The 25,109-nt window shown below is 50.3% G+C and carries 24 protein-coding genes and 2 tRNA genes; 13 read left to right on the forward strand and 13 right to left on the reverse strand.

What is annotated here, in order from left to right; genetic code table 11:
- Window positions 1–34 precede the first annotated feature (34 nt).
- From fusA to AC0L4K_RS19335, 6 genes are all read right to left on the reverse strand, one after another.
- A complete protein-coding gene (gene fusA, locus AC0L4K_RS19310) occupies window positions 35–2,119 on the reverse strand; it encodes an elongation factor G (protein WP_417225699.1) in 2,085 nt (694 codons plus the stop codon).
- Between the two features lie 156 nt (window positions 2,120–2,275).
- Entirely contained in the window at window positions 2,276–2,839 is a 564-nt protein-coding gene (locus tag AC0L4K_RS19315) for a phosphoribosyltransferase (protein WP_473267585.1), read from the reverse strand.
- A gap of 182 nt (window positions 2,840–3,021) precedes the next feature.
- Window positions 3,022–3,462, reverse strand: a complete 441-nt coding sequence (locus AC0L4K_RS19320; protein WP_417225703.1) for a c-type cytochrome — start codon at window positions 3,460–3,462, stop codon at window positions 3,022–3,024.
- Entirely contained in the window at window positions 3,443–3,922 is a 480-nt protein-coding gene (locus AC0L4K_RS19325; protein WP_473267586.1) for a DUF411 domain-containing protein, read from the reverse strand. The genes AC0L4K_RS19320 and AC0L4K_RS19325 overlap by 20 nt, the downstream gene beginning before the upstream one ends.
- Window positions 3,919–4,338, reverse strand: coding sequence for a Cu(I)-responsive transcriptional regulator (cueR, locus tag AC0L4K_RS19330; RefSeq protein ID WP_473267587.1), 420 nt, complete (start codon window positions 4,336–4,338; stop codon window positions 3,919–3,921). Before cueR ends, AC0L4K_RS19325 begins: the two co-directional genes overlap by 4 nt.
- A 48-nt stretch (window positions 4,339–4,386) precedes the next feature.
- Window positions 4,387–4,734 carry a hypothetical protein gene (locus tag AC0L4K_RS19335; RefSeq protein ID WP_417225709.1) on the reverse strand — a complete coding sequence of 116 codons (348 nt, stop codon included), beginning with the start codon at window positions 4,732–4,734 and terminating at the stop codon, window positions 4,387–4,389.
- A 145-nt stretch (window positions 4,735–4,879) separates the two neighbouring features.
- Here AC0L4K_RS19335 and AC0L4K_RS19340 point away from each other — a divergent pair, with 145 nt between their 5' ends.
- Window positions 4,880–7,096, forward strand: coding sequence for a heavy metal translocating P-type ATPase (locus AC0L4K_RS19340; RefSeq protein ID WP_473267589.1), 2,217 nt, complete (start codon window positions 4,880–4,882; stop codon window positions 7,094–7,096).
- A 325-nt stretch (window positions 7,097–7,421) separates the two neighbouring features.
- Here AC0L4K_RS19340 and nhaB read toward each other — a convergent pair whose 3' ends face one another.
- Window positions 7,422–8,930 (reverse strand): sodium/proton antiporter NhaB, encoded by a 1,509-nt coding sequence (gene nhaB, locus AC0L4K_RS19345; RefSeq protein ID WP_473267590.1) that lies wholly within the window; start codon window positions 8,928–8,930, stop codon window positions 7,422–7,424.
- A 261-nt stretch (window positions 8,931–9,191) separates the two neighbouring features.
- On the opposite strand from nhaB, the gene AC0L4K_RS19350 reads away from it, so the two are divergent.
- The 6 genes from AC0L4K_RS19350 to AC0L4K_RS19375 all read left to right on the forward strand — a co-directional run bounded on the left by AC0L4K_RS19350 (window position 9,192) and on the right by AC0L4K_RS19375 (window position 16,252).
- The gene (locus tag AC0L4K_RS19350) at window positions 9,192–9,923 is read left to right on the forward strand and encodes a glutathione peroxidase (RefSeq protein ID WP_473267591.1); all 732 of its coding nucleotides are present in this window, start codon (window positions 9,192–9,194) and stop codon (window positions 9,921–9,923) included.
- A 147-nt stretch (window positions 9,924–10,070) separates the two neighbouring features.
- Complete coding sequence (locus tag AC0L4K_RS19355; RefSeq protein WP_473267592.1) at window positions 10,071–11,348, forward strand: imelysin family protein; 1,278 nt, start codon at window positions 10,071–10,073, stop codon at window positions 11,346–11,348.
- Window positions 11,349–11,406: 58 nt separating this feature from the next.
- Window positions 11,407–12,849 (forward strand): di-heme oxidoreductase family protein, encoded by a 1,443-nt coding sequence (locus tag AC0L4K_RS19360; RefSeq protein ID WP_473267594.1) that lies wholly within the window; start codon window positions 11,407–11,409, stop codon window positions 12,847–12,849.
- Complete coding sequence (locus AC0L4K_RS19365) at window positions 12,846–13,937, forward strand: imelysin family protein (RefSeq protein WP_417225720.1); 1,092 nt, start codon at window positions 12,846–12,848, stop codon at window positions 13,935–13,937. Before AC0L4K_RS19360 ends, AC0L4K_RS19365 begins: the two co-directional genes overlap by 4 nt.
- Window positions 13,927–15,054, forward strand: a complete 1,128-nt coding sequence (locus tag AC0L4K_RS19370) for a DUF1513 domain-containing protein (protein WP_473269253.1) — start codon at window positions 13,927–13,929, stop codon at window positions 15,052–15,054. The genes AC0L4K_RS19365 and AC0L4K_RS19370 overlap by 11 nt, the downstream gene beginning before the upstream one ends.
- Window positions 15,055–15,163: 109 nt before the next feature.
- Window positions 15,164–16,252 (forward strand): LbtU family siderophore porin, encoded by a 1,089-nt coding sequence (locus AC0L4K_RS19375; protein WP_417225724.1) that lies wholly within the window; start codon window positions 15,164–15,166, stop codon window positions 16,250–16,252.
- Between the two features lie 64 nt (window positions 16,253–16,316).
- Here the strand turns inward: AC0L4K_RS19375 and gcvA are convergent, their stop codons facing one another.
- Entirely contained in the window at window positions 16,317–17,210 is an 894-nt protein-coding gene (gene gcvA, locus AC0L4K_RS19380; protein ID WP_417225726.1) for a transcriptional regulator GcvA, read from the reverse strand.
- Window positions 17,211–17,440: 230 nt separating this feature from the next.
- On the opposite strand from gcvA, the gene AC0L4K_RS19385 reads away from it, so the two are divergent.
- Window positions 17,441–17,638, forward strand: coding sequence for an RSP_7527 family protein (locus AC0L4K_RS19385; RefSeq protein ID WP_473267595.1), 198 nt, complete (start codon window positions 17,441–17,443; stop codon window positions 17,636–17,638).
- A 331-nt stretch (window positions 17,639–17,969) separates the two neighbouring features.
- Here AC0L4K_RS19385 and AC0L4K_RS19390 read toward each other — a convergent pair.
- The 3 genes from AC0L4K_RS19390 to znuA all read right to left on the reverse strand — a co-directional run bounded on the left by AC0L4K_RS19390 (window position 17,970) and on the right by znuA (window position 19,305).
- A tRNA-Leu gene (locus AC0L4K_RS19390) sits at window positions 17,970–18,056 on the reverse strand.
- Between the two features lie 80 nt (window positions 18,057–18,136).
- A tRNA-Leu gene (locus tag AC0L4K_RS19395) sits at window positions 18,137–18,223 on the reverse strand.
- A gap of 71 nt (window positions 18,224–18,294) precedes the next feature.
- Window positions 18,295–19,305: a zinc ABC transporter substrate-binding protein ZnuA gene (gene znuA, locus AC0L4K_RS19400; protein ID WP_473267596.1), complete on the reverse strand. Its 1,011-nt coding sequence runs from the start codon at window positions 19,303–19,305 to the stop codon at window positions 18,295–18,297.
- An 88-nt stretch (window positions 19,306–19,393) separates the two neighbouring features.
- Here znuA and AC0L4K_RS19405 point away from each other — a divergent pair, with 88 nt between their 5' ends.
- The 5 genes from AC0L4K_RS19405 (at window position 19,394) to AC0L4K_RS19425 (ending at window position 24,133) form a co-directional block, all read left to right on the forward strand.
- On the forward strand, window positions 19,394–19,888 hold the full coding sequence (locus AC0L4K_RS19405; protein ID WP_417225731.1) for a Fur family transcriptional regulator: 495 nt from the start codon (window positions 19,394–19,396) through the stop codon (window positions 19,886–19,888).
- On the forward strand, window positions 19,885–20,679 hold the full coding sequence (gene znuC / locus AC0L4K_RS19410) for a zinc ABC transporter ATP-binding protein ZnuC (RefSeq protein ID WP_473267597.1): 795 nt from the start codon (window positions 19,885–19,887) through the stop codon (window positions 20,677–20,679). The genes AC0L4K_RS19405 and znuC overlap by 4 nt, the downstream gene beginning before the upstream one ends.
- The gene (znuB, locus tag AC0L4K_RS19415) at window positions 20,679–21,470 is read left to right on the forward strand and encodes a zinc ABC transporter permease subunit ZnuB (protein WP_417225735.1); all 792 of its coding nucleotides are present in this window, start codon (window positions 20,679–20,681) and stop codon (window positions 21,468–21,470) included. The genes znuC and znuB overlap by 1 nt, the downstream gene beginning before the upstream one ends.
- Window positions 21,471–21,511: 41 nt before the next feature.
- Window positions 21,512–22,798: an MATE family efflux transporter gene (locus tag AC0L4K_RS19420; protein WP_473267599.1), complete on the forward strand. Its 1,287-nt coding sequence runs from the start codon at window positions 21,512–21,514 to the stop codon at window positions 22,796–22,798.
- A 237-nt stretch (window positions 22,799–23,035) separates the two neighbouring features.
- On the forward strand, window positions 23,036–24,133 hold the full coding sequence (locus tag AC0L4K_RS19425) for a PQQ-dependent sugar dehydrogenase (protein ID WP_473267600.1): 1,098 nt from the start codon (window positions 23,036–23,038) through the stop codon (window positions 24,131–24,133).
- Between the two features lie 9 nt (window positions 24,134–24,142).
- On the opposite strand, the gene AC0L4K_RS19430 is transcribed toward AC0L4K_RS19425, so the two are convergent.
- The gene (locus AC0L4K_RS19430; RefSeq protein WP_417225741.1) at window positions 24,143–24,730 is read right to left on the reverse strand and encodes a DNA-3-methyladenine glycosylase I; all 588 of its coding nucleotides are present in this window, start codon (window positions 24,728–24,730) and stop codon (window positions 24,143–24,145) included.
- 29 nt (window positions 24,731–24,759) lie between these two features.
- A complete protein-coding gene (locus AC0L4K_RS19435; protein WP_417225743.1) occupies window positions 24,760–25,017 on the reverse strand; it encodes a YheV family putative zinc ribbon protein in 258 nt (85 codons plus the stop codon).
- Between the last annotated feature and the right edge of the window lie 92 nt (window positions 25,018–25,109).

The following is a 25,109-nucleotide window of genomic DNA, read 5'->3' on the forward strand; positions in this document are numbered from 1 at the left end:
AATGCGGGCCTTCTCATATAACGCTCAGCAACAATTACTTGTTAGCTTTGCGCTCTTTCTCTTCAGCGATAACCTTATCAGCAACAGATGCTGGGCAAGCTGAGTAGTGCGCGAACTCCATAGAGAACTGACCACGACCAGAAGTCATAGTACGCAGGTGTCCGATATAACCGAACATCTCAGACAGAGGCACGTCAGCTTTAATACGTACGCCTGAACCCGCTGCTTCTTGACCAGAGATCATGCCGCGACGACGGTTAAGGTCACCGATAACATCACCTACGTGATCTTCAGGAGTGAACACGTCAACCTTCATGACAGGTTCCAGCAACTGTGGACCCGCTTTAGGCATAGACTGACGGAAAGCACCTTTAGCGGCGATTTCAAAGGCAATCGCAGAGGAGTCAACCGCGTGGAAGCCACCGTCATACAGTTCGATTTCAACGTCCAACACAGGGAAACCAGCCAGTGGGCCTGTTTCCATCATACTCTTGAAGCCCTTCTCGATAGCCGGGAAGAATTCTTTTGGTACGTTACCACCCACAACAGTCGATGCGAAGGTGAAGCCAGTGTTCTGCTCGCCCGGCTTGATGCGGTAATCAATCTTACCGTATTGACCTGAACCACCAGACTGTTTCTTGTGCGTGTAGCTGTCTTCGATCGCCTGAGTGATAGTCTCGCGGTAAGCAACCTGTGGCTGACCTACGATCAGTTCAACGCCGTATGTACGCTTCAGGATATCAACTTTGATATCCAAGTGCAGCTCGCCCATACCTTTCAGGATGGTTTCGCCAGAGTCTTCGTCAGTTTCAACGATGAAGGTAGGATCTTCTGCAACCATTTTACCGATCGCGATACCCATCTTCTCAGCACCACCTTTATCTTTAGGTGTTACTGCGATAGAGATTACTGGCTCAGGGAAGACCATCGCTTCAAGTGTACATTCGTGCTTAGGATCACACAGTGTGTGGCCTGTCTGTACGTTTTTCATACCAACAATCGCGATGATGTCACCGGCTTGAGCAGAATCAAGTTCTTTACGCTCATCGGCTTCCATTTCACACATACGACCAACACGTTCAGTTTTACCTGTGAACGAGTTCAGTATGGTGTCGCCTTTCTTCAATTTACCAGAGTAAATACGAATAAAGGTCAGAGCACCGAAACGGTCATCCATGATTTTGAATGCCAGTGCGCGGAAAGGCTCATCAACAGAAACAGTCGCAACTTCACCTGTTGGCTCACCGAACTCATCGGTCAGATCTTGTGGAATAACGTCAGTTGGGCTCGGCAGGTAATCAACAACCGCATCCAGAATCAGCTGGATACCTTTGTTCTTGAATGCAGAACCACAGTAAGTTGGGAAGAACGCCAGTTCACGAGTACCGGTACGGATGCAACGCTTGATATCTTCCATAGCAGGCTCTTCGCCGTCCATGTAAGCCATCATCAGGTCATCGTCTTGCTCTACAGCCGTTTCGATTAACTGTTCACGGTACATTTCAACATCTTCTACCATGTCGGCAGGTACGTCAGTAACTTCGAAGTTCTCTGGCAGGCCAGTATCATCCCAAACGTAAGCTTTACGTGTTAGCAGGTCAACCACACCCACGAAGTCTTCTTCACGGCCAATAGGCAGAACCATGATCAGTGGCTTAGCCGCCAATACATTTTCAACCTGGTCGACAACTTTATGGAAGTCAGCGCCCATACGGTCTAGCTTGTTAACGAAGATGATACGGGAAACGCCCGATTCATCAGCATAACGCCAGTTAGTTTCTGATTGAGGCTCAACACCACCAGAACCACAGAATACGCCGATGCCGCCATCCAGAACTTTCAGTGAACGATATACTTCAACCGTGAAGTCAACGTGCCCTGGGGTATCGATGATGTTCATGCGGTGATCTTTCCAGAAAGTGGTGATCGCCGCTGACTGGATAGTAATCCCCCGCTCAGCTTCTTGTTCCATGAAGTCAGTCGTGGACTCACCATCGTGAACCTCACCTGTCTTATGGATTTTACCTGTCAGCTTCAGGATACGTTCGGTCGTAGTAGTTTTACCCGCGTCTACGTGGGCGAAAATACCGATGTTACGGTAGTGTGATAAGTCAGACATTTCTTCACTCGAATGTTAGGGGCGTAAAATGCGCGGCATTATACCGCATATCATTGGCATTTGTAGATATTTTAAGCAAAGAATAATCCTCGCTGTGATATCAACGCTCAGGGTTTATTTTTGGGCATACGGATACTCTCTTCACAGCAAAGGCTGTCAGATGCCGTATTCCTCATAAATCTCTTTCAGACCCGGCTTATTGGCCAGTATCTCTTCCTTGTCCAACCCCTTAAGTTCATGGGGGAAAACCAGCCAACGGTCTGATTTATGCAGATAATAATCGGGTTCTAAATCGGTTCGATTATTAACTGGCTTGAACCAAGGTGTCGCAATCCGAATATCATGGGGTGCATTCAGACGGGCCTTGTCTTTTAGCGTATCGATAACCGCTTTAATACTCAGGCCTGTATCGAACACATCATCAACAATCAGCAATGAATCTGATTGATTGATGTTACGCACTAGATAATCCAACCCATGCACCCGCACCTCTTTTTCCCGGGTACCAATACCCGAATATGAAGAAGTACGAATAGCGATATGATCGGTATCGACACCCAGATGATCTAACAGTTCCTGTACTGCGATACCGACCGGAGTACCTCCGCGCCAAACACCCACAATAAAATCAGGACGGAAGCCACTATTATAGACCTCCAGAGCCAACCGGAAAGAATCTTCAAGCAGATCCTGTGCGCTCAGATATACTTTTTCAACCATCTCTTTATTCCATTTACCGGCCGATACGGACCTATGTATACAGGCCTATCAAAGCACCCGTTAAAAGTACCGAATTGTCGGCAAGACCCGCTACTGTACGTATTCTGACCAGTCCACGCAAGATCAACAGGGCGTTTTTATGTAAAAAGCAGGGGCCATTGAGATGGCCCTGCAGAATAGTGTTACCTCAACCCACCACGATCAAGCCATGCCTGATAGGTCGTTGTCGGCCATTGACTCTGGAAGAAGCTAATCAACGCTTCAATATCCGCATCTGACAGCTGGCCTGCAAAGCCGGGCATCGAACCGCCCAACGGCACACCGCCTTGCTGAATAGAGCGTTTTAGACCTTTAAGAGGATGATGCCACGCATGCCCCAAACCATTTAACGGCGGAGGCGGGTAGGTGCCATCCGCACCGAGTGTCTGCCAGTTCTGCGTGCCCTGGGCGCTAGCGCCATGACATTCGGCGCAATTATCGGCAAATAATGCTTTGCCAGTTGCGACCTGTGACGGGCTATACCAGCGTCCATCAACGGTGGCTTCCGTTTCACCACAACCGGTCAACAACGCCATACTCAACAGCAAAGCGGCCACGGTTCTATTAGTAATCGGCATATTCATGATAACTCCCGGCCCGGTTTTGCTCATCAATAGCGTAAACTGTAAAGGCATCTTTACGCGCTCCATCACTATCCATACCGGGACCTCCCGACGGCATTCCCGGCACTGTTAATAGGCGAATATGATTCTCCGTCGCCAGCAAACGTTTAATATCCTGTGCAGGCACATGCCCCTCAATCACCTTGCCATTCACTTCGGCGGTATGACAGGAGGCGCCATTGGCGGGCACCCCTAAACGTTGTTTATGGGGAGTCACATTACTGACAACCACATCATTGGCGGTAAAATTGTGCGCTTTTAAATGACTAATCCAGCCCTTGCAGCAACCACAACTGGCACTACGATAGACGTTAATAGAATAAGACTGCTCGGTTTTATCCTTCAGCCATACCGGATCAGCCCCATAAGCATGAACAGACAATCCCAGAAAACCAACCAAGGCCCATTGCATATAGTTCATGCTTTACCCCCACAGACAGGCTCGTCCGTCATACCATTCAATTGATTCAGAATCGGACATTCCGCTTGTTCATCGCCACGACACTCACTAACAGCAGTTTTCAATAAAGCCCGCATCTGCTGCAATGACTCAATCTGCTGATCGATCCGCTGGATCTGCTGCTCAGCTTTCTGCTTAACGCTAGCACTGGTGCGAGTGGGATCTTGAGACAGCGCAAACAGCGCGCGACTCTCATCGAGTGAGAACCCCAAATCCCGAGATCGCTTGATAAAACGGAGCATATCCAGTTGCTGCTCACTATAGATACGATAGCCGTTCGCGGCACGCGCAGCGGGAGGAATAACCCCCTGTTGTTCGTAAAAACGGATGGTTTTACTGGTCAGCCCCGTTGCCTCGGCTGCCTGAGAAATATTCATAATGCACTCCAACGATATTTAACCAAAAACGATTAACCTTACGGTGTATCAAGCAGGTAAAAGCATCGCGCGGGGAGGATGGTAGGGCGGAGGAGAAATAGCGGAAAAGTAGACCTCTGGTGCCCAGACAGGCACCGCGGTCATAAAGCGAGGCAGTTCAGTGGGCAAAACAAACACTGCAGCCGAAAATGCGCCACAGCAGTGTGACAGTGGTTCACAACAGCTCAGCTCATGCATGCCACAATCTTGTTCATCGTGGCGGCTTTGCTCATCCATCTCGACAGACATATGACAATCCGCTGATGCTTCAGCGACCATCCACACGGACGCCGTTGAGCCCGTCTGATTAAAGACCAGCACACTGAACAACAGAATTATGAACGCTCGATAGATCATCAATACAGACCGGTGTTTATCCAGATATCATGAATTTAAAATACAGATTCGCGCGTTCTTATAAAAAATGCAACTTCCGGTTGACCTTACAGTGACTGGAAGCTCTAACCTTAATGTTAGGTAAACACTGTGATGAGAGAACATCATGACGACAACACTGTTATTAGAGAACGTCACCTGTGCCGGGTGCGTTAAAAAAATTGAAAAAGGCATCAATGCACTTCCTAACGTCGAACAAGCCAGCGTCGACTTTCCCCAACGCCGCCTAAATGTCGAAGGCAGTATCAGCGGCCCGCAACTGATCGAGGTGCTGTCTGACATCGGCTATCGTGGCCGACTCGCCAGCAATGACGCGGATGACAGGGCCCGTCAAAAAGCCCAACAAGCGGCGCAATATAAGCAGTATATCCGCAATACGCTATTGGCATTAGGGCTTGGGGTTCCGCTAATGGTCGCCGGTTTGTTAATGGATGAAATGAGTGTCCGAACCCTTCAAGATCAACTGATTTGGGGCGTTGTCGGGCTACTAACGCTGATGATTTTACTGTTTCCTGGCCGACATTTCTTTACTGGCGCGTGGCACTCTCTGAAAAACGCCTCGGCCACCATGGACAGCCTGATCGCACTCGGTATCGGCTCTGCCTGGTTATTCTCAACCGCCGTGGTGCTGCTACCCGAGATGTTTCCAGAGGGTTCACGCCATCTGTATTACGAAGCCAGCGCCATGATTATTGGCTTGATCAATTTCGGCTTGGCGATGGAAATACGCGCCCGGGGCAAAACCTCTGAAGCGGTCGAGCGGCTGCTCAACCTACAGCCCAAAACGGCCCGAGTTATCCGTAACGAAAAAGAGATAGATCTACCGTTAGAACTGGTCGAAAGTGGCGACCGGCTGCGTATCCGCCCCGGTGAGCAGATCCCCGTCGATGCCATTGTAGAGGAGGGCAGTAGCCTGATTGATGAATCCATGCTCAGCGGAGAACCGCTACCGGTAAGCAAATCCAACGGCGATCAGGTCAGTGCCGGCACGTTAAATAAATCCGGCGCGCTCATTGTCAAAGCAGAGAAAGTCGGCAGCGACACCGCCTTAAGCCGCATTATTGAGATGGTAAAACAGGCTCAGGCGAGTAAACCGGCAATATCCCGACTCGCAGACACCGTGGCATCGATCTTTGTGCCGGTGGTGATACTCTGCAGCCTCGCCACCGCGCTTATCTGGTATATCTGGGGCCCACAACCCCCTCTAGCCTATATGTTGGTCACCTCGATGACCGTACTCATTATCGCCTGTCCCTGTGCTTTGGGTTTGGCGACACCGATGTCGGTCATGGTCGGAGTAGGGAAGGCTGCTGAATACGGTATTCTCATCCGCAATGGACAGGCCCTGCAGAGCGCTTCCCAACTGGATACGCTGGTGCTGGATAAAACCGGCACCATTACCGAAGGCGCACCGCAGGTGACCGATATTCTGACCGACCGAGCCGATATGCTGCAGCTAGCCGCGTCATTGGAAAGCACATCAGAGCATCCGCTAGCGGAGGCGATTGTACGCCACGCCAACGAGCAACAGATCCCCCTATTAGCGGTGGATAACTTTCAAGCCACCAGCGGTCGGGGAGCGATCGCCGATATCAATGGTATTAGCGTCAGCCTCGGCAATCAGGCTTGGATGCACCAACAGGACATCGGCTGTGCCAGCTACGAGCAGCAAGCAACGGCTTTCGCGGAACAAGCAAAAACACCGGTGTACGTTGCTCTTGATGGACAGATCGCGGGACTCTTAGCCATTGCCGACCCATTAAGAAAGGATTCTATTGCCGCCATTGCTCGCCTAAAAAAAGCCGGGTTGAAAGTCATTATGCTCACTGGCGATAATCCGCATACTGCCGCAGCGGTAGCCCGACAAGTAGGTGTGGATAACTTTATTGCTGGCGTTTTGCCACAAGATAAGGCCATCGAGATTGAGAAACTACAGCAAAACGATAATACCGTGGGCATGTGCGGCGATGGTATCAACGATGCGCCCGCTTTAGCACGGGCTGATGTTGGCTTTGCGATCGGTAATGGCACCGATGTCGCGATAGAAAGCGCCGATATGGTACTGCTTCGCAATAGCCTACACTCGGTAGCCGATGCCATTGAGCTCTCTCGGGCGACCCTGGGTAATATTCGTCAAAACCTGTTTGGTGCCTTTATCTACAACACTCTAGGCATTCCTATCGCCGCCGGTATTTTATTCCCCTTTACGGGTTTGCTGCTCAGCCCGGTTATCGCTGGGGCCGCTATGGCCTTCTCATCCGTCACCGTAGTGAGTAATGCCAACCGACTGCGCCTGTTCAAACCCTCTTCGGCCAAAACATAGAGAGATAAAACAGTCGCTAGCCTGTGCAACAAGACGATTTTCCACTTGTGCACAGGCTTTCAGGCTGATTTCAGCTAATCATTCGATAATGGTGACATAATGTCGGAGGATAGCCCCATGTGCAGCTCACCCAAAGCCAGTCACCAAAGCCATAGCAACACCACGTTGAGACCCATACAGTTAAACGGTCATCAGCAGGCAAATTTTGCCGCAAAAGCCAATGCGGCCTTCGAGCGTAGAGAACATCGACGTCTACAGCGTAACCAATCTCACAGCGTACCGGTGGATCAATCCTCTCGGCTGCAGCGACTGTGGCGTAAGTTATTCAGAGCAGATACCACACCGCCAACAGCCCGGTCACACTCAACACAATAGTGTAGGGCAGGGCCATGATGACCATTCGCATATAAGACAACCTAATCAGCGGCGCAACCGCCGAGGTTAACAGAAACAGAAACGCCGCCTGCCCATTCGGAGTGGCGACACTTGGTAGGTTGGTGCCGGTATTAATCGCCACTGCCAACGAATTAAAATGTGCCTGGCTGATACGCCCTGCAGCAAAGGCATCCGCCACCTCATTGATATAAACCGTAGCGACAAAAACATTATCGCTAATCGCCGACAGCAACCCATTCGCAATAAAAAACATCACCGGTTGATAACGCAAGTCTTGGGCTAATACGGCTTCAATCACCGGCGTAAACAAGTGCTGATCGTGAATCACCGACACAATGGTAAAAAACACCACCAGCAATGCGGTAAAGGGCAACGACTCTTCAAAAGCGTGCCCCAACTGATGCTCTTCCGTAATACCATTAAGACTGGTGAGCAAAACAATCACCGTTAAGCCAATTACCCCCACCTCCGCCAAATGGAAGGCTAGCGCTACAATCAGAAAGATAGCGACCGCAAACTGCATATAGAGTGCCGCTCGCTCTTTCATCCCCCAACGGGCATGGGCCTCATGATCATACTGTTTCAAAATATCGAACACCGGCTGGGGAATCCGTCCACCGTAACCAAACCAGCCGGTCTTTTCTAATATGACAGTCGTAAGTAAGCCGCAAAACAGAACTGGCATCGAAACAGGCGCCACATTAATGAAGAATTCGTTGAAGTACCAACCCATCTTCTCCCCAATCAACAGATTCTGTGGCTCACCCACCAAGGTGCTGACGCCTCCCAGCGCTGTACCCACGGCACCATGCATTAACAGGCTACGCAGAAACGCCCGAAACTCATCAAGTTCTAAGCGATGCTCTTCATGCAAAGCATCATCGTTCGATCGATCGCACTCCATACCGGGATGGCAACCAGAGACAACCCGATGGTAGATAGCATAAAAACCCACCGCCGAACTAATCAGCACGGCAGTTACGGTGAGCGCGTCCAGAAAGGCTGACAGTGCAGCACCCATCAGGGTAAATAACAGCGCCAAAGACGTTTTATTGCGTACATTCAGCAACAACTTAGTAAACACAAACAGCAGCATCCCTTTCATAAAATAGATGCCTGCCACCATAAACATCAACAACAAAATAACTGGTAGATTAGCGCTGATCTCCCGGTACACATGGGCAGGCTCTGATAGGTGTATCACCACCGCTTCTAGCGCCAACAACCCTCCCGGCTGCAGGGGGTAACACCTAAGCGCCATGGTTAGCGTAAAAATAAATTCAAAAATTAGCACCCAGCCACTGACGGCCGGCCCCATCAGCTCATTAATCAATGGATTAATGAAGAGAAAAATAACGATTAAATTTTTATACCATTCTGGTGAATTACCCAAAAAGTTGCTGTAAACCGCCGGTAGAAAAGAGCGTAAACTGTGCATAAATCTATAGCAGCATGACGAAGACCTGCTGCTCTCCCATGTCCATCTAAATTTTGTGGATATAGCTTAAATCAGCCGTACAGTGAATCGCCATGACAGAAAGCAGCTATCGGCTTATATTACCTGTCGCTTAACGTGTGAACGCTACGACAATTAGCTTTTAACTATCAGCTCTCTAAAATTAATTAATTTTATTAACTGAACGTCATTTGGCATTATCACCCTATTGAAAATTACTACCCCATTAGAGGAATGAAACACATGCTAACCAATAAAGAAGGCCAGAAAATCCCTCAGGTTACGTTCCACACCCAGCAGAACAATCAGTGGGTAGATGTCACCACTGACGAATTGTTCGCCGGTAAAAAAGTCATTATTTTTGCACTGCCGGGTGCCTTTACCCCGACTTGCTCAACCACACACTTACCCCGTTATAACGAGCTGCTTCCAGTATTTAAGCAGCAGGGTATCGACAGCATTATCTGTATCTCAGTCAACGACACCTTTGTTATGAATGCATGGCAGGCCGACCAAGGTGCTGAAAATATTACCTTTATTCCAGACGGTAATGGTGAGTTTGCTGCCGGTATGGATATGCTGGTCGATAAAGAAGAGATAGGCTTTGGCAAACGCAGCTGGCGCTATTCGATGCTAGTCGTTGACGGCGTCGTGGAAAAACAGTTTATCGAACCCGATCTGCCCGGCGATCCGTTCACCGTATCCGATGCCGACACCATGCTTAACTACATCAACCCAACCGCAGAACAGCCAAAACGGGTGAGTGTATTGACCAAACCGGGATGCCCACACTGCATCCGCGCGAAAAAGCTCTTGCAAGAAAAAGGCTTCCACTATGAGGAAGTAGAACTCGGTAGCCACGGTCTGAGCTACAGTTCATTAGCCGCCATCAGCGGTCAGGGAACGACACCGCAAATATTTATTGATGGCCAACGTATCGGCGGGGCCGATGAGCTGGAACAATACTTCGCGTAATTAAACCCCATATACCTAAGGTTAAAAGCCGGTGAATGCCGGCTTTTTTGCTCTTTATTTAAAATTTATTATCGCGCACGCCAACTTACTATTGCGAATCATTCTTATTTGCATTAGCATCCCCGCATCACGTAACGGAGTAACGTCATGCACCTTAAATCTTTTATCTCTGCCGCTATCGTCGCCGGGACGCTGTATTCCCCGATCGCCTTTTCTGCCGCGCCTGCACCCGCAGCCATCATTAACAACTATGCAGATATTGCCCTCGCTACCTATGAAGACGCGTTGTACAGTGCCCAAAACCTAAAACAGCGCATCAATGCTCTGCTGAAAGACCCTACGCCTGCTAGCCTAGCAGACGCCCGCACCGCTTGGGTTGCTGCGCGCGTACCTTATCAACAATCAGAGGCGTTCCGTTTTGGTAATAGCATCGTCGATGACTGGGAAGGCCGGGTCAATGCTTGGCCACTGGATGAAGGGTTAATCGACTATGTCGATACCAGCAAATACGGCAGCGAATCCGATGAAAATGAGCAATTCCGAGCCAATGTCATCGCCAATACCTCGTTACGTGTCGCCGGCGTTGATATTGATGCCACCCATATCACGCCCAAATTTATTGCTGAAACCCTGCATGAAGCCGATGGCATCGAAGCCAATGTTGCCAGTGGTTACCATGCGATTGAGTTTTTACTCTGGGGCCAAGATCTAAATGGCACAAACCCCGGCGCAGGTAATCGGCCAGCCAGCGACTATAGCCTAGACAACTGTACCGGCGGGCATTGCGATAGACGCCGCGACTACCTACAAGCTGCCACGGACCTTTTGATTACCGACCTGCAAGAGATGGTCGACAACTGGCAAGCCAATGGCGCAGCGCGTCAAGAACTGGCAACCAAAGAAGATAATGCCGCCATCGCCACCATTCTCACCGGCATTGGCAGTCTCGCTTATGGCGAACTGGCCGGCGAGCGTACCAAGCTAGGATTGATGCTCCATGACCCGGAAGAGGAGCATGATTGCTTCTCAGATAACACTCACTGGTCTCATTTTTATGATGCCAAAGGGATTCGCAACGTCTATCAGGGTCAATACTCCCGTATCGACGGCTCGGTGGTTTCCGGTCCAAGCCTGTCAGACTATGTTGCCGCCACCGCCGCGGTTGCCGATCAAAATATGCAAAACAAATTAGCCGCCACCGAAGCCGCCGCCCAAGCGATGGTCGATGCCGCCAGCCAAGGACAAACCTTTGATGTGCTGATTGGAGAAAATAATCCACAAGGTAATCAACTGGTGCAAGACTTCGTCGATTCGCTGACCGATGAGACCAAGGCCATTGAAAACATCATCGCCGTGTTAGAACTCGATGATATTGAACTGGAAGGATCGGATAGCCTAGACAACCCTGAAAAGGTAATGGAATAAGTCGATGGGGACAGCCTTTCCTCGACGCCGGCTAATCACCGCTGCGCTGATAATACCAATGCTAACGACGGCTTTACTAGCTGTCGCAGCAACGGCTAACGCAGGCACAGCAACCGAGCAGCCGGCAGTTTATAGCCCAGGAGAGGAGCGTCCCGGTGGGGACACCAGCCATAACAAGCCCCGTAACCGTCACGCTTTTAGTCAACCTTCAGCTAATATGAGCTTTGCCCAGCGGTTAAACTTTGGCCTCGGGGATAGCCTGTTCGATAAGGTCTGGGTGCCTTCCCCATCATCCACCACCGCCAGCGACGGCCTTGGGCCACTCTATAACGCTCGCTCATGCGATCAATGTCACCGACGCGACGGACGTGGACTTCCTCCCAGCGCCAACTGGCCGCAAGAACACGCAGTATCGCTGTTTCTACGCTTAAGCATTCCCCCGCAAACCCCGGAGCAACGCCAACAACTCGCACAGGGCACACTCGGAGTTATCCCCGAGCCTAACTACGGCGAGCAATTACAAAACCGAGCGATCAACGGACTCGATGGCGAAGGGCATATGCAGATTAGCTATCACGAAACCACCGTTACCCTAGCAGACGGAACACAGGTTAACCTGCGGCAGCCCAGCTATAGTATCGATGAACTGAGCTATGGGCCACTGCATCCACAGGTAATGTTGTCGCCTAGATTAGCCCCGCCGATGCTTGGTTTAGGGCTACTGGAAGCGATTCCTGCCAGTGCCATCCTCGCCAACAGTGACCCTGATGATCTAAACGATGATGGTATCTCCGGGCGCCCCAACTGGGTCTGGGATGAACAACAACAGCAAACGGTTATCGGTCGATTTGGCTGGAAAGCAGGTAACCCAAGTGTACTGCAACAAACCGTTAGCGCCTTGAGCGGTGATATCGGCATTGCCACGCCCTATCGACCATCCCCCTTCGGCGACTGCACACAGCATCAAAGCCGGTGCTTGCAACAGGCCGATGGTAATACTCCACAGCAGGATAATAGCGAAGCCTCAGCCGAACTGGTACAACACTTGGTGTTCTACACCCGTAACCTCGCACCACCGGTTCGCCCTACGGCCAAACAGCCTGAAATACTCAGGGGAAAAGCGATCTTTCAACGTAGCGGCTGCAGCAGCTGTCACCAGCCTCACTTTAATACCGGCCATCGAAGCGATCTTCAAGAACAATCTAATCAGCTTATCTGGCCTTACACCGACCTACTGTTACACGATATGGGTGAAGGTTTAGCCGATCACCGACCGGAATATAAAGCCACCGGACAAGAATGGAAAACCCCGCCTTTATGGGGCCTAGGACTGACAAAAGCCGTCAATGGCCATCGCTTCCTGCTCCATGACGGCCGCGCCCGGTCACTGCTGGAGGCCATTCTTTGGCACGGCGGTGAAGCCAGCCCCGCGCGACAGCAGGTCATTAATTTAGCAACATCAGAGCGACATGCGCTTATCACTTTTTTGGAGTCATTATGAACCAAGCCTCTTCTCCTTTGTGGCCAACCCTTTTAGGTGCTGCCGTTTTGCTAACATTTACCGGCGTACTGCACGCGGCACCGACCGAGCAACAGTGGCAAACGGTTAACCATGCGCTAGTCGATGAGCATATTATCCCTCGTTATCAACACCTCGCAGAGAGCAGCGCAGCACTGGCCACCCGTACTGAGCAACTGTGCCAACAACCGGATCAAGCGCACCTCAACGCCGCACAACAAGCCTTTCATCACACCATGGATGATTGGCAAGCTGTACAACATATTCAATTTGGCCCGATAGAAAACCTGATGCGTAATTTCAGTATGCAGTTCTGGCCGGATAAGAAAAACCTGATCGGCAAACAGTTAAACATACTCCTCGCCGAGCAAGATCCAGCCACTCTGAAAACCGATGCCCTATACAAAGCCAGTATCGGTGTTAAGGGGCTTCCGGCACTGGAACGCTTACTCTTTACGGGCCAACTGAGTGAGCTTGAGAACAACAGTTATCGCTGTCAGTTGACCAGCACCATTGCCGCCTATGTCGCAGAAAATAGCGCCGCGACAGTGACCGAATGGCAACAAGAGTACAGTGCTTCGGTGTTTAATGCCGGCAGTGAAGACAGCTACTATGACAACCATCAAGAAGCCGCCGTTGATATGCTCAAATCATTGGTTGAGCCGGTTGAAGCGATCCGCGACCAGAAAATACTTCGGCCACTGGATAACGGCGAAAAAGTGCGTCCCCGCCGCAGTGAATCTTGGCGCAGTGAACGTTCAATACGCAATATTCAGCTGAATATGGCTAGCCTGCAAAATCTCTATGCGGGTAACTCCCATAGCGTCGATAGCTTATTGCGCGAACAGGGTGCCGCCGCACAAGCCGACCAGATTAGCGCACTATTTAGCCATATCATCGGCCAACTGAAGAACGTTAAGGGGCCTTTAGCCACCAGCCTTTACCAAGCGGAAACCGTCACCCAGCTGCAACAGATCAGCACCGCTTTGAAACAACTGGATGCAGAGCTGAATGCCGCTATGCAAACACTCGATATTCAACTGGGATTCAATAGCCGTGATGGAGACTAATCGTCGTCGTTTCTGCCAACTGCTCGGCAGTGCGCTGTTATTGCCGTCACTACTACCGGCCGCGGCGCTGGCCGGTAATGCTGCGCCAACGGCCAAACCACTGTTCGCCTCAGCGGCACAAGACCGTGCCGGTGAATATCATCTTTATCTGATAAGCGAGCAGGGCGAAGTGCTATTCGACCATCTGCTACCGGGACGTGCACACCATACCGAAGCACACCCGAATCAGCCTTTGCTGGCCAGTATCGCCCGTCGCCCCGGCCGCTTTATCGATATTATCGATTATCAACAGCAGCGCTTGGTAAAACGTATTCTGGCAGAAGAGGGTCGACACTTTTTCGGCCACGGTATTTTCTCAGAAGATGGCCGCTGGTTAATCACCACCGAGAACGAGCTAAGTACAGGACAGGGTAGGGTGGTGATCCGCTCTTTAGTAGGCGATTATGCCGTGATTGCCGACTATCCCAGCCACGGAATCGGCCCCCATGAACTCGTTCAGCAACCTGGCAGCTCGGTATTGGTCGTTGCCAACGGCGGCATCTTGACCCACCCGGATCATGGCCGAGAAAAGCTTAATCTCGACAGCATGCAGCCCTCACTCGTGCGCCTAAACCTCAATACCGGCGAATTACTGGAACAACAGATGTTACCAGCCCAGCAGCATCAATTGAGTATCCGCCATATCGATACCACGGCACAGGGAAGCACCGCCATTGCGCTGCAATATCAAGGTAATATCGGCGATAACCCAGCGTTGGTGGCGATTCATCATCCGAACCAACCCATAACTCTGCTGCAAGCACCGGACGCGATCAATATAGCGATGAAAGGCTACTGTGGCAGCGTCCGCTGTGATCTTAGCGGTCGTTATGCGGCGGTATCCGCGCCACGGGGCGATCTGATTTCATTCTGGGATCTAGATCAACAAACATTTATCTCCTCGGTCAAGAGTCGAGATGGTTGTGGTCTGACCGCTACCACCAACCCGGCTGAGTTCATTATCAGTGCGGGTACCGGCCGCTGCATCCGCCATAACCTTGAAACCGGGAGTACCACCCGTATGCCACAGACCCTCAAGACCGCTTGGGATAATCACCTGACGACCGTGCAGCTCTGACGCTCCAGCACTAGCTAAACAAACCCAACTAACGCCTGCAAACAGACCAGAACTCAGCTTCTGTGTCTGTCTGCGGGTGCCTTTTAGCGCGCTGAATAAAGGAAACACCATGAAAAAGACATTACTAGCCTCACTAATCACCGTCGCAATCGCCACGGCTCCCAACGCACAGGCCGATGATATGCAGGCGGAACTAGCCATACTGAAACAACGTATTGCTCAACTGGAATCCCAATTGAGTAACACCATGGCCGAGCAAGCGACGGTCAAAAAAACCGTCCAGCAAGCTAGCGACAGCCCTATCACGGTCAGCGGAAGCGCCGAGTTTCTCGCCACCGGCTCTAACCTGCCTGATGACAGTACCGAAAGTGATCTGGATGTCGACAGTGTCGAACTGACCATCAATGCGGCAGTGAATGAATATATGACCTTGTCTACCACCCTGAAGTATGAAGATGACGGTGAAGATCAGGATTTTTTTGTCGATGAAGCGATTATCTCCATCAGCACTGCCGATAACCCTTGGTCACTGATCGCAGGACGTACCGCCACCCCATTCGCCGTAGTCAACGGCAATGCTTGGACAGACCCGCTGACAGATGATCTGACCGACAACACTGACGATTTGCTTTATATTGGCTTCGGTCAAGGTATTTTCAGTGCCGGCGGCTATCTGTTTAAAGGGCAGAGTGATGAAAGCAATGTCGAGAACCTAGGCCTAAACGCCGCCCTAACACTCGATAACGGCCTTGCCGTGGGTGTGGGCTACCTGAACAATATCCGCAACACCGACCCGTTCCAAGCAGATAGCTTAACCGATGGCGACAAAGTCAGCGCTTCACGTATTAACCTAAGTTATGAAATCGAAACCTTAGCGCTGTCTGCTGAATACCTAAAAACTGAGAGTTTTAAAGAGCTAGCAGGGCGCCCACAGGTGGCTGTTTGGCACCTCAGTGCCGATTATGGCACTCATATATTCGGTGCGCCGGGTAATCTATCATTGGGGTACAGTAAAACAGACGATGCCGAGCTATTGACCGACGGAGGGGACGCCCTCTTTGCCCAATCAAGAGTGACCTTGGGCGCATCCCGCGAGCTACACGAGAATGCCGAACTGATTGTCGAGTTGGTTAAAGAAGAGGATTACGCCGGTGACGATATCGATACACTGAACTTAGTGTTATCCACAAGCTTCTAAACATTATTAATCAACCTATCGCCCGGTGACATCAGCACCGGGCTTTTAGAGCCGGCCCCTACTTTTAGAAGGCGTCCTCGGTTAGCTCCATCACCTCAAGTAACCATTCGCGAAACATCCGCATTCCATAGGTTAATTGACGATCTTTCGGATATACCAGATAAAACGCCTTACCAGTCAATAATTCAATATCCACCGGCGCCACTAGCTGGCCATACTGCAGTTCACGGGTGATCAACGCCTTATCCGACAAGGCAATGCCTAATCCTTCCAACGCCGCGCCGAGAGCTAGCTGAGTACTGGAGAATGACAAGCCTTTCTCCTCCCCAGTCATGGCAATACCGGCCTTCTGCAATAGGCGCTGCCACTCATTCCTGCGACTGGTCACATGAATCAGGGTCTGCTTTTTCAAATCCGCGAGGGTCTCTATCTGATGCTCTTCCAACTTTCGAGGACTACAGACCGGCACCACAATCGAGCGATGTACTAGATGAACTTCAATATCGTCATCATCCGGTGGATCACCAAAGTAGACCGCCATATCCAGATCGGTATGGTCAAAATCGATACGGTTAACCGCGCCGGTACTCAGGCGCAACTCTACGTCGGGGTAAAGGGCTTGAAAGTCCTTAATACGGGGCATCAACCAACGGCTTAAAAAGGCCGGCGGGGCTTCAAAGGTGAGCGAACTGGTATTCGGCGCCGAGATTAAGCGTCGGGTGGCGGCATCCAATTCATCCAATGCGTGGGACACGGCGACCAAATATTTCTCACCGGCAACCGTAATCTGTACCTGACGTTTTTCACGCTGAAACAGCTTTAATCCAAGAAACTCTTCTAAGGATTTTATCTGATGACTAACCGCCGATGGCGTGACAAATAACTCATCAGCAGCCTTATTAAAACTGCCTAAACGCGCGGCAGACTCAAAACTACGTAAAGCATTTAAAGGGGGCAAGCGTCTGATAGGCACCTCAATAGGTGAATTTAATTCACACTTAAGCTGAAAAACTGTCGTTTGTTCTTTGGTCACTGCGACCTTAGTATAACCATCAACGCAATGATGATCCAACCGCAACACACTATATACATTGAATACGGATAAATACGAAAGCCTATTCAACAATGTCCAAGGTTGGAAAATCGAGTCACCAAGGTGACACATAAATGAATTTTATTGGTGATAATATGAAGACGACAGAATACGGTTTTAAAGTTGATACATTAGGTGATGTCGATACTGCATACTACATCCAGCAGGGTCGTGATGCTCGCAATGAATACATTGCTGAGCGTATGAACGCTTTGACTACTTGGCTAAAAAGCCTGAAGCCAGCGCGTCAGCAAAAGAGTTTTAACAGCACTCGTTCATTCGGGACCGTCTAGGTCTAAACGAGACTCCTTTGGGGCCACTTTATGTGGCCTTTTTTTATGCCTGCCAAATAGCCCCTCAATCTGATCGAATCCAATCGTAAATTACGATCACCTCCTATCGAGGCACTTACGCAAAACCAGCGCGAGCAGCAATAAGCCATCAGCTAACAACAGAGCAATAGCGTTGTACACATCGCGATTATGTGCGCCTTAGGCACGTTAACGCCAAGGGGGCAAGACAGAAATAGAGATAGCATTAATAACGTATAGCAGATATGTCTTTAATGACTGGATGAAGAACGATTGAAAGATAAAAGGAACAACATAAGGTCAGGTCATACGTTGGTGCAGATGGGGAGACTCGAACTCCCACGCCCTTTCGAGCACTAGCACCTGAAGCTAGCGTGTCTACCAATTCCACCACATCTGCAAATCAACTTACTACGTATAAGAGCGCCCTCTTGCTATGTGTATAGCGATCTCTTTCGAAGCTCAACTGCCCAAAGCAATTGGTGCAGATGGGGAGACTCGAACTCCCACGCCCTTGCGAGCACTAGCACCTGAAGCTAGCGTGTCTACCAATTCCACCACATCTGCTCCGAAAGAGGAGCGCATTATAAAGATGCCTTTTTCATTTGTGAAGTGCTCAACCCCACTTTTTTATGTTTTTATTGCTCTGACAGGCAGTTAGAGAAGCTATCCGCTAATGAATGCAGGTAATCGATGTATCCACCATGCTGTACTTCAATATCTATCGCCAAAGGATCGAGACGACCTACACGAATATCCAAGCCACGAATCAGGCTATCCACCACGGGGGCTTTAAACTGCGGCTCAACAAAAATACAACGGCCTTTGTCTGTTTCCAACGCTGAGCGAATCTCCGCCAACCGCCGAGCACCGGGCTTACGACCAGGATCAACGGTAAAATAGCCTAATTGGTTCAGATCATAGTGCTCGACGAACCCCGAAAAGGCATCATGAAAAACATAGAAACCAGCGTTATGAACGGGCTTAAGCTGCTGCTGTAATTGCTCATCAGCCTGCGCCAGACGGGCGGCAAAATCCTGATAAGCCTGCTCAAACAGCTCCGCTTTCTGTGGATACAGCACAGCTAATCGATCTTTAATTTTTTCCGCCGCTTCCAAGGCCAACTCCGGTGTCATCCAGAAATGCGGATCACCATCATGATGATGTTCATGCTCATCAGCGTGCTCACCTTCATGCTCATGAGCATCGTCATGGCTGTCTTCGTGTTCATGCTCGGCCATAAGATCGTGGTCATCATCGTGCTCGTCACCCTCCTCATGTTCGTGCTCTTTCCCATGTTCATCATGCTCACTCGGTTCTAGCAATGCGAGGGCAGGGCGTTCAAGCTGACTAACGGTTTTGGTTAAAAACAACTCCAGATCTTCACCACCCCAGATAAAGAGATCAGCCTCATGGATATCGGAGACGGAAGAGGGTTTTAAAGAGTAGTGATGTGGTGAACTACCCGGTGGCAAGAGCACACCAACTTCAGCCAAATCGCCTAACATATCCACGGCAATTAACTGAATCGGTTTAATGCTGGCGAGTACCTTGACTGGCTCGGCCTGTAGGGCAGGCATCCAACCAATTAAAAAACTGAATAAAAAGAGTGAGCTATAGCGAGCTAATCGGCTAAACAAAGAGGCCATGTGAATGCATTCCGGTTATAAAATTAAGCTGTCATTTAATGAGCGCAAAGTTATAATATAACAATTAATAGATCAACTGGTATTTTTTATGGCGTCTCAACACAGCCCCAATGTTGCCTATCAAACCAATCATGACCATAACCACTGCATCACAACAGCCCTCGAACACGCCCAGCAGGTGTGTAAGAACAATGGTCAACGGCTGACAAAAATTCGTGAACTGGTGCTGAAACTAATCTGGCAAAGCCACAAGCCTCTGGGGGCATATGACCTTTTGCCGGCACTGGCCAAAGCGGGCTTTAACTCTGCACCACCCACGGTTTACCGTGCCCTCGATTTTCTACAGGAGCAGGGGTTGGTTCACCGGCTAGCATCATTGAACAGCTTTATCGGCTGTACTCACCCAGGTCAGCAGCATCATGGTTACTTCCTCATCTGTTCCCTATGTGGCAATACCGCTGAAATGGAATCCCAAGAGTTACAGAGTAGTATTCTGCACTGCGCTAACGCGGCTGGTTTTTCAGTAGAACAAGAACAGGTCGAAATTTTAGGGCGCTGCCCCAACTGTCAGGAGTCCGCATGAGTCTGGTTGATGTCAACAACCTCAGTATTATCTACGGCGAGAATAGCGTTGTTAGCAATGTTTCCATGCAGCTAAGGCGTGGCGAGATCACCACCTTGATCGGCCCTAACGGCGCCGGTAAAACCACCTTAATCAAAGCTATTTTGGGATTAATTACCCCGAGTTCAGGTCAGATTACCCGTTCCGAAAGTTTGCAGATCGGTTATATGCCCCAGAAGCTACATATCGACCCAACCTTTCCGTTAACAGTAGAACGCTTCTTGAAAACCGCCGCGTTTTCCAGCACTCAAGACCGTTTACAAGCCCTAGAAGCGGTCGGTGCAGAGAAGTTACTAAAACAATCGGTACACAGCCTGTCCGGCGGAGAAACTCAACGTGTCATGTTGGCCCGCTCACTGCTACGCAAGCCAGACCTACTCGTACTCGACGAACCCGCACAGGGTGTCGATGTTAACGGGCAGATAGAGCTATATAACCTAATCGCTCAGATCCGTGATCGGTATGGCTGTGCCGTGCTGATGATCTCCCACGACCTGCATTTGGTTATGGCAGCCACCGATCAAGTGGTCTGCCTCAATCATCATATCTGCTGTTCAGGCCACCCGGCTCAGGTCAGTAACGACCCCTCCTATATTGAGTTATTTGGCATCCCCGGCGCTGAAAATTTAGCGTTTTATAGCCATCACCATAACCACCAGCATGATCGACGCGGTGAAATCATTAATGCTAAAACCGACATCTCAGAAATACCCGGAGAAAACCATTCGAGCCACTGCGGAGGTGATCACTGATGCCTGATTTTCTGCTCTTTGCTCTCGTTGGCGGCCTAGGTGTGGCTATGATTGCCGGCCCCCTCGGCGCATTTGTGGTTTGGCGCAGGATGGCCTATTTCGGCGATACCTTGGCGCATTCCGCACTGCTCGGCGTTGCCATGGGCGTTCTATTTGATCTTAATGTGAACCTTGCCGTGGTCAGTTGCTGCCTGCTGCTAGCCTTGATTCTTGTCAGCCTGCAACGACAGCATCTAGTGGCCACCGATACCCTGCTGGGTATTATGGCCCACAGCAGCCTATCTCTCGGTTTAGTGGCGATTGCATTGTTGGATGATGTGCGAGTGGACCTGATGGACTATCTGTTTGGTGACTTGCTCGCCATTTCACCGACCGATCTGTACTGGATCTACGGCGGGGGCTGTATCGTATTATTGCTGATCTGGCGACTCTGGAACTCACTCTTAGCCATCACCATCAATGAAGAGCTCGCTCAGGTCGAGGGGGTTCCCGTAGCACGCGTACGGCTGACCTTGATGCTCCTAATCGGCGTCGTCATTGCTATCGCCATGAAGGTCGTCGGGATTCTGCTGATCACATCGTTGCTGATTATTCCGGCGGCGAGCGCCAGACGGCTAGCTAACTCTCCGGAACAGATGGCCATCATTGCCAGCTTGCTAGGGATGGTTGCCGTGGTGCTGGGGCTATACGCGTCTTATCAATTTGATACCCCAGCAGGCCCCTCAGTGGTAGTCGCAGCACTGATTCAGTTTCTGCTGCTGTATTCGTTACCTTTTCGCCGTACCGTATGATTCACTACCTACAACGGGCACGCAAACAGGATCATCAACAGGTGTGGGCACTTGCCTGGCCAATGATTCTGTCCAACATTACCGTTCCCTTGCTTGGGTTAGTAGATACCGCCGTGATCGGCCATCTACCCGATCCGAAATATCTCGCCGCCGTGGCCGTTGGAGCGATGATCTTCTCGATTCTTTACTGGTCATTCGGTTTCCTACGCATGGGCACCACGGGGCTTACCGCTCAGGCTCTAGGTAATGAAGCACATGATCAAAGCCGGCTAGTATTGGCTCAATCGCTGGTGCTCGCAGGCCTAATCGGCCTAACCATTTTCATCCTGCAATACCCGCTGCTGGAAATTGCCCTTAATCTAATCGGCGCAGAACCTGCAGTCACCGTAGAAGCCCGTCTCTATGCTGAAATCAGAATCTTCGGTGCGCCCGCTGTTCTGGCTAATTACGCCTTATTAGGCTGGTTTTTAGGCAATCAAAACACCCGCATCCCGTTAATACTGCTCGTCATCACCAATCTGCTCAATATGTTGTTGGATCTGGTTGCCGTCTACGGACTTGATATGCATACCGATGGGGTCGCCTTGGCCACGGTTATCTCTGAATATGCCAGTCTACTGCTAGGCTGCTTTTTTATGCTGCGAATGCAGGCCCGATTGCCCGGCAAAACACCTTGGCTAAAGCTCAAGTTTGTTAGCAATTACTATCGCCTTATCAGCCTTAATCGCTATCTTTTTGTACGGACGCTAGCACTGTTATTAACTTTAGCGTTCTTTACCTCTCAAGGCGCTAAGCAGGGCAGCACCATACTCTCAGCTAACGCGGTATTACTGAACTTCTTTATGCTTATTTCGAATGGGCTGGATGGCTTTGCCCACGCAGCCGAAGCGCTCAGCGGTAAGTTTTATGGCGCCAAAGATAACCGCGGCTTTCACCGGATTATCTCGGCGACCCTTAGCTGGTCACTGATCACGGCGCTACTGTTCACGCTGTTCTTTTGGGTCGGCGGCAATTTTATTATCGCCTTACTAACGGATATTCCAGAGGTTAGGCAAACAGCCGCCATCTACCTACCCTGGGTGATCATACTCCCCTTGGTCGCAGTATGGAGCTTTCTGATCGATGGTGTATTTGTCGGCACCACTCAGGTTAAAGCAATGCAAAATACCATGTTAATCTCTGTGTTTCTGGTATTCGCACCGGTCTGGTACTTCTCTCAATCTTGGGGCAATAATGGCCTATGGCTGGCGTTTCTAAGCTTATTTGTGGCCAGAGGCGTAACCGGTGGCTATGTCTTTTTAAAAGAGTTTAAACCTGAGGATAAATAATGAAAGGCTGAACCGCTCGATACCTGTCATACATTAGATATACCTCCTTCTATCCCGTTCTTCTAATACCACCGAGTAACAAAGGTAAACATTCGACCTGAAGAACGGAATGATAAAAATGATCTTTCTAATAGGAAGATGTTGGCCATCTGCCTTTACGACTCTGATAAAGATGGCTAACGCCCTAATCCACGGCTATGTTTTCTTTGATGGATTAAACCTTCAAGGACTCATACCATGCGTCAGCTCGTCTCACTAGGCAGTCTAATACTCAGCCTAACGCTCTCTGCACCCAGCACTGCACTTCCTCTCGACCGCCTCAAGCTCGCCGAAGGCTATCAGCTGTCGGTCGTTGCAAAGATAAGTAACGCACGTCAGATGGCACTGGGAGAGCCTGGCAGTCTATTTGTAGGCAGTCGCCGAGCGGGCAAGGTTTACCGGCTGCGTGATACCGATGGGGATGGCATCTATGAGCAACGAGACGTTCTGCTGCAGGGCTTAAATATGCCCAGCGGCATCGCTTATCGTGACAGTCGCTTGTACATTGCCGCGGTTAACCAGTTATTACGCTTAAATAATGCCGATCGCGTCACGGCGCAAACGGCCAACACCGAGCTGATCACTAATCAATTACCCAACATTAGCCATCACGGCTGGAAATACCTCAAGTTTGGCCCTGACGGCGATCTCTACTTCAATCTGGGCGCCCCCTGTAATATCTGTCTCAGTGACGATCCGCGCTTTGCCTCCATTATGAAACTTAACCTCAGTAACAACACTCAAGCTATCGTCGCCCATGGCGTGCGTAATTCGGTTGGTTTTGCTTGGCACCCTGATACCCAGGAACTCTGGTTTACTGACAATGGTCGAGATAATCTCGGAGATGACCGCCCGGATGATGAGCTGAATCGGCTGACCGCACTTGGGCAGCATTTTGGCTACCCCTTTATCCATGCGGGAGACATTCCCGACCCTGACCTCTATCAGCAACAATCATTCAGTGCTTTTCAGCCGCCAGCATTAAAGCTCGGGGCACATGTTGCGCCCCTTGGTTTGACATTCTACCAAGGCGATCAATTTCCAAATAGCGATCAGAATACTCTATTTATCGCACAACACGGCTCATGGAACCGTAGCCAAAAAGTCGGTTACCGAGTGATAAAAGTGGATACATCGGTGACACCGCCCACTCAACAGGTCTTTATTGATGGTTGGCTAAACGGAGAGCAGGCTTGGGGGCGACCGGTCGATGTTCTGACCGATCGAGACGGCAGTCTATTGATTTCAGATGATGCTGCCGGGGTGATCTACCGGGTCAAATATCAACCCGAATGAGTCTCAATTTTAGAGTGAAAAGCCTTCCGCTAGCTCGCGGCAAGGCTGATAACGTAAGCAGTCGACCTCATGGTCATTGACCATCCCGGTCGCCTGCATATAGGCATAACAGATCGTCGGCCCAACAAATTTCATACCCGCTTTTTTTAGCGCTTTGCTCATCGCGCGTGACTGGTCAGTTTCTGCGGGCACCTCGGCATGACTGCGCCAGCTGTTCTGCAGCGGTTTGCCGTCAACAAACTGCCAAATGTAATTGGCAAAACTGCCATGCTTGGCGACCAGTTCAACAAACACCTGCGCGCTTTTGATAGAAGCCTCAACCTTCAAGCGATTACGTACAATACTAGGATCGAGCAACATCTGGTCGATCTTCGCCGCGGAAAATGCCGCCACCGTAGCGGGATCAAAGCCCTCATACTGACGACTATAACCCTCACGTTTTTGTAGAATGGTGCGCCAGCTTAAACCCGCCTGTGCGCCTTCGAGCACCAAAAACTCAAACAACGACTGATCATCGGTCTGTGGCACACCCCAGACTTCATCATGATAATGTTTTTCTAACTCGGTGGATGTTGCCCATGCACAGCGGTGACACATACCCACCTCCTTAGCTAATAACAAACGATTTAATGTTTAGTGGAACTCGGGTTCGATACGAAATTTAGCGGTTGTGCAGGTTCAAGCTCAACCTTACCACCCCGATTAACCCGGGTATCCAACTCACCTTTCGGCTGATCGGACCCATCCAGTGCCATCGTATCGCTAAAATCACACTGTACACATTCACGGTATTCATGGCTGTCATCGCGATACATTTTCAGCGTATCCATCTTGCCACAACGGGGACAAACCGCACCGGCAATAAAGCGTTTTACAATCGTCATATCTTTCTCACAGACTGGCTTAGCACAAAGGCATAGGGACGCCCCTATGCCTTGCATTATGGCCTTGATTATACCCTAAACGACAGCAGCGT

The sequence above is a fragment of the Amphritea sp. GJ51-11 genome, assembly GCF_055808735.1.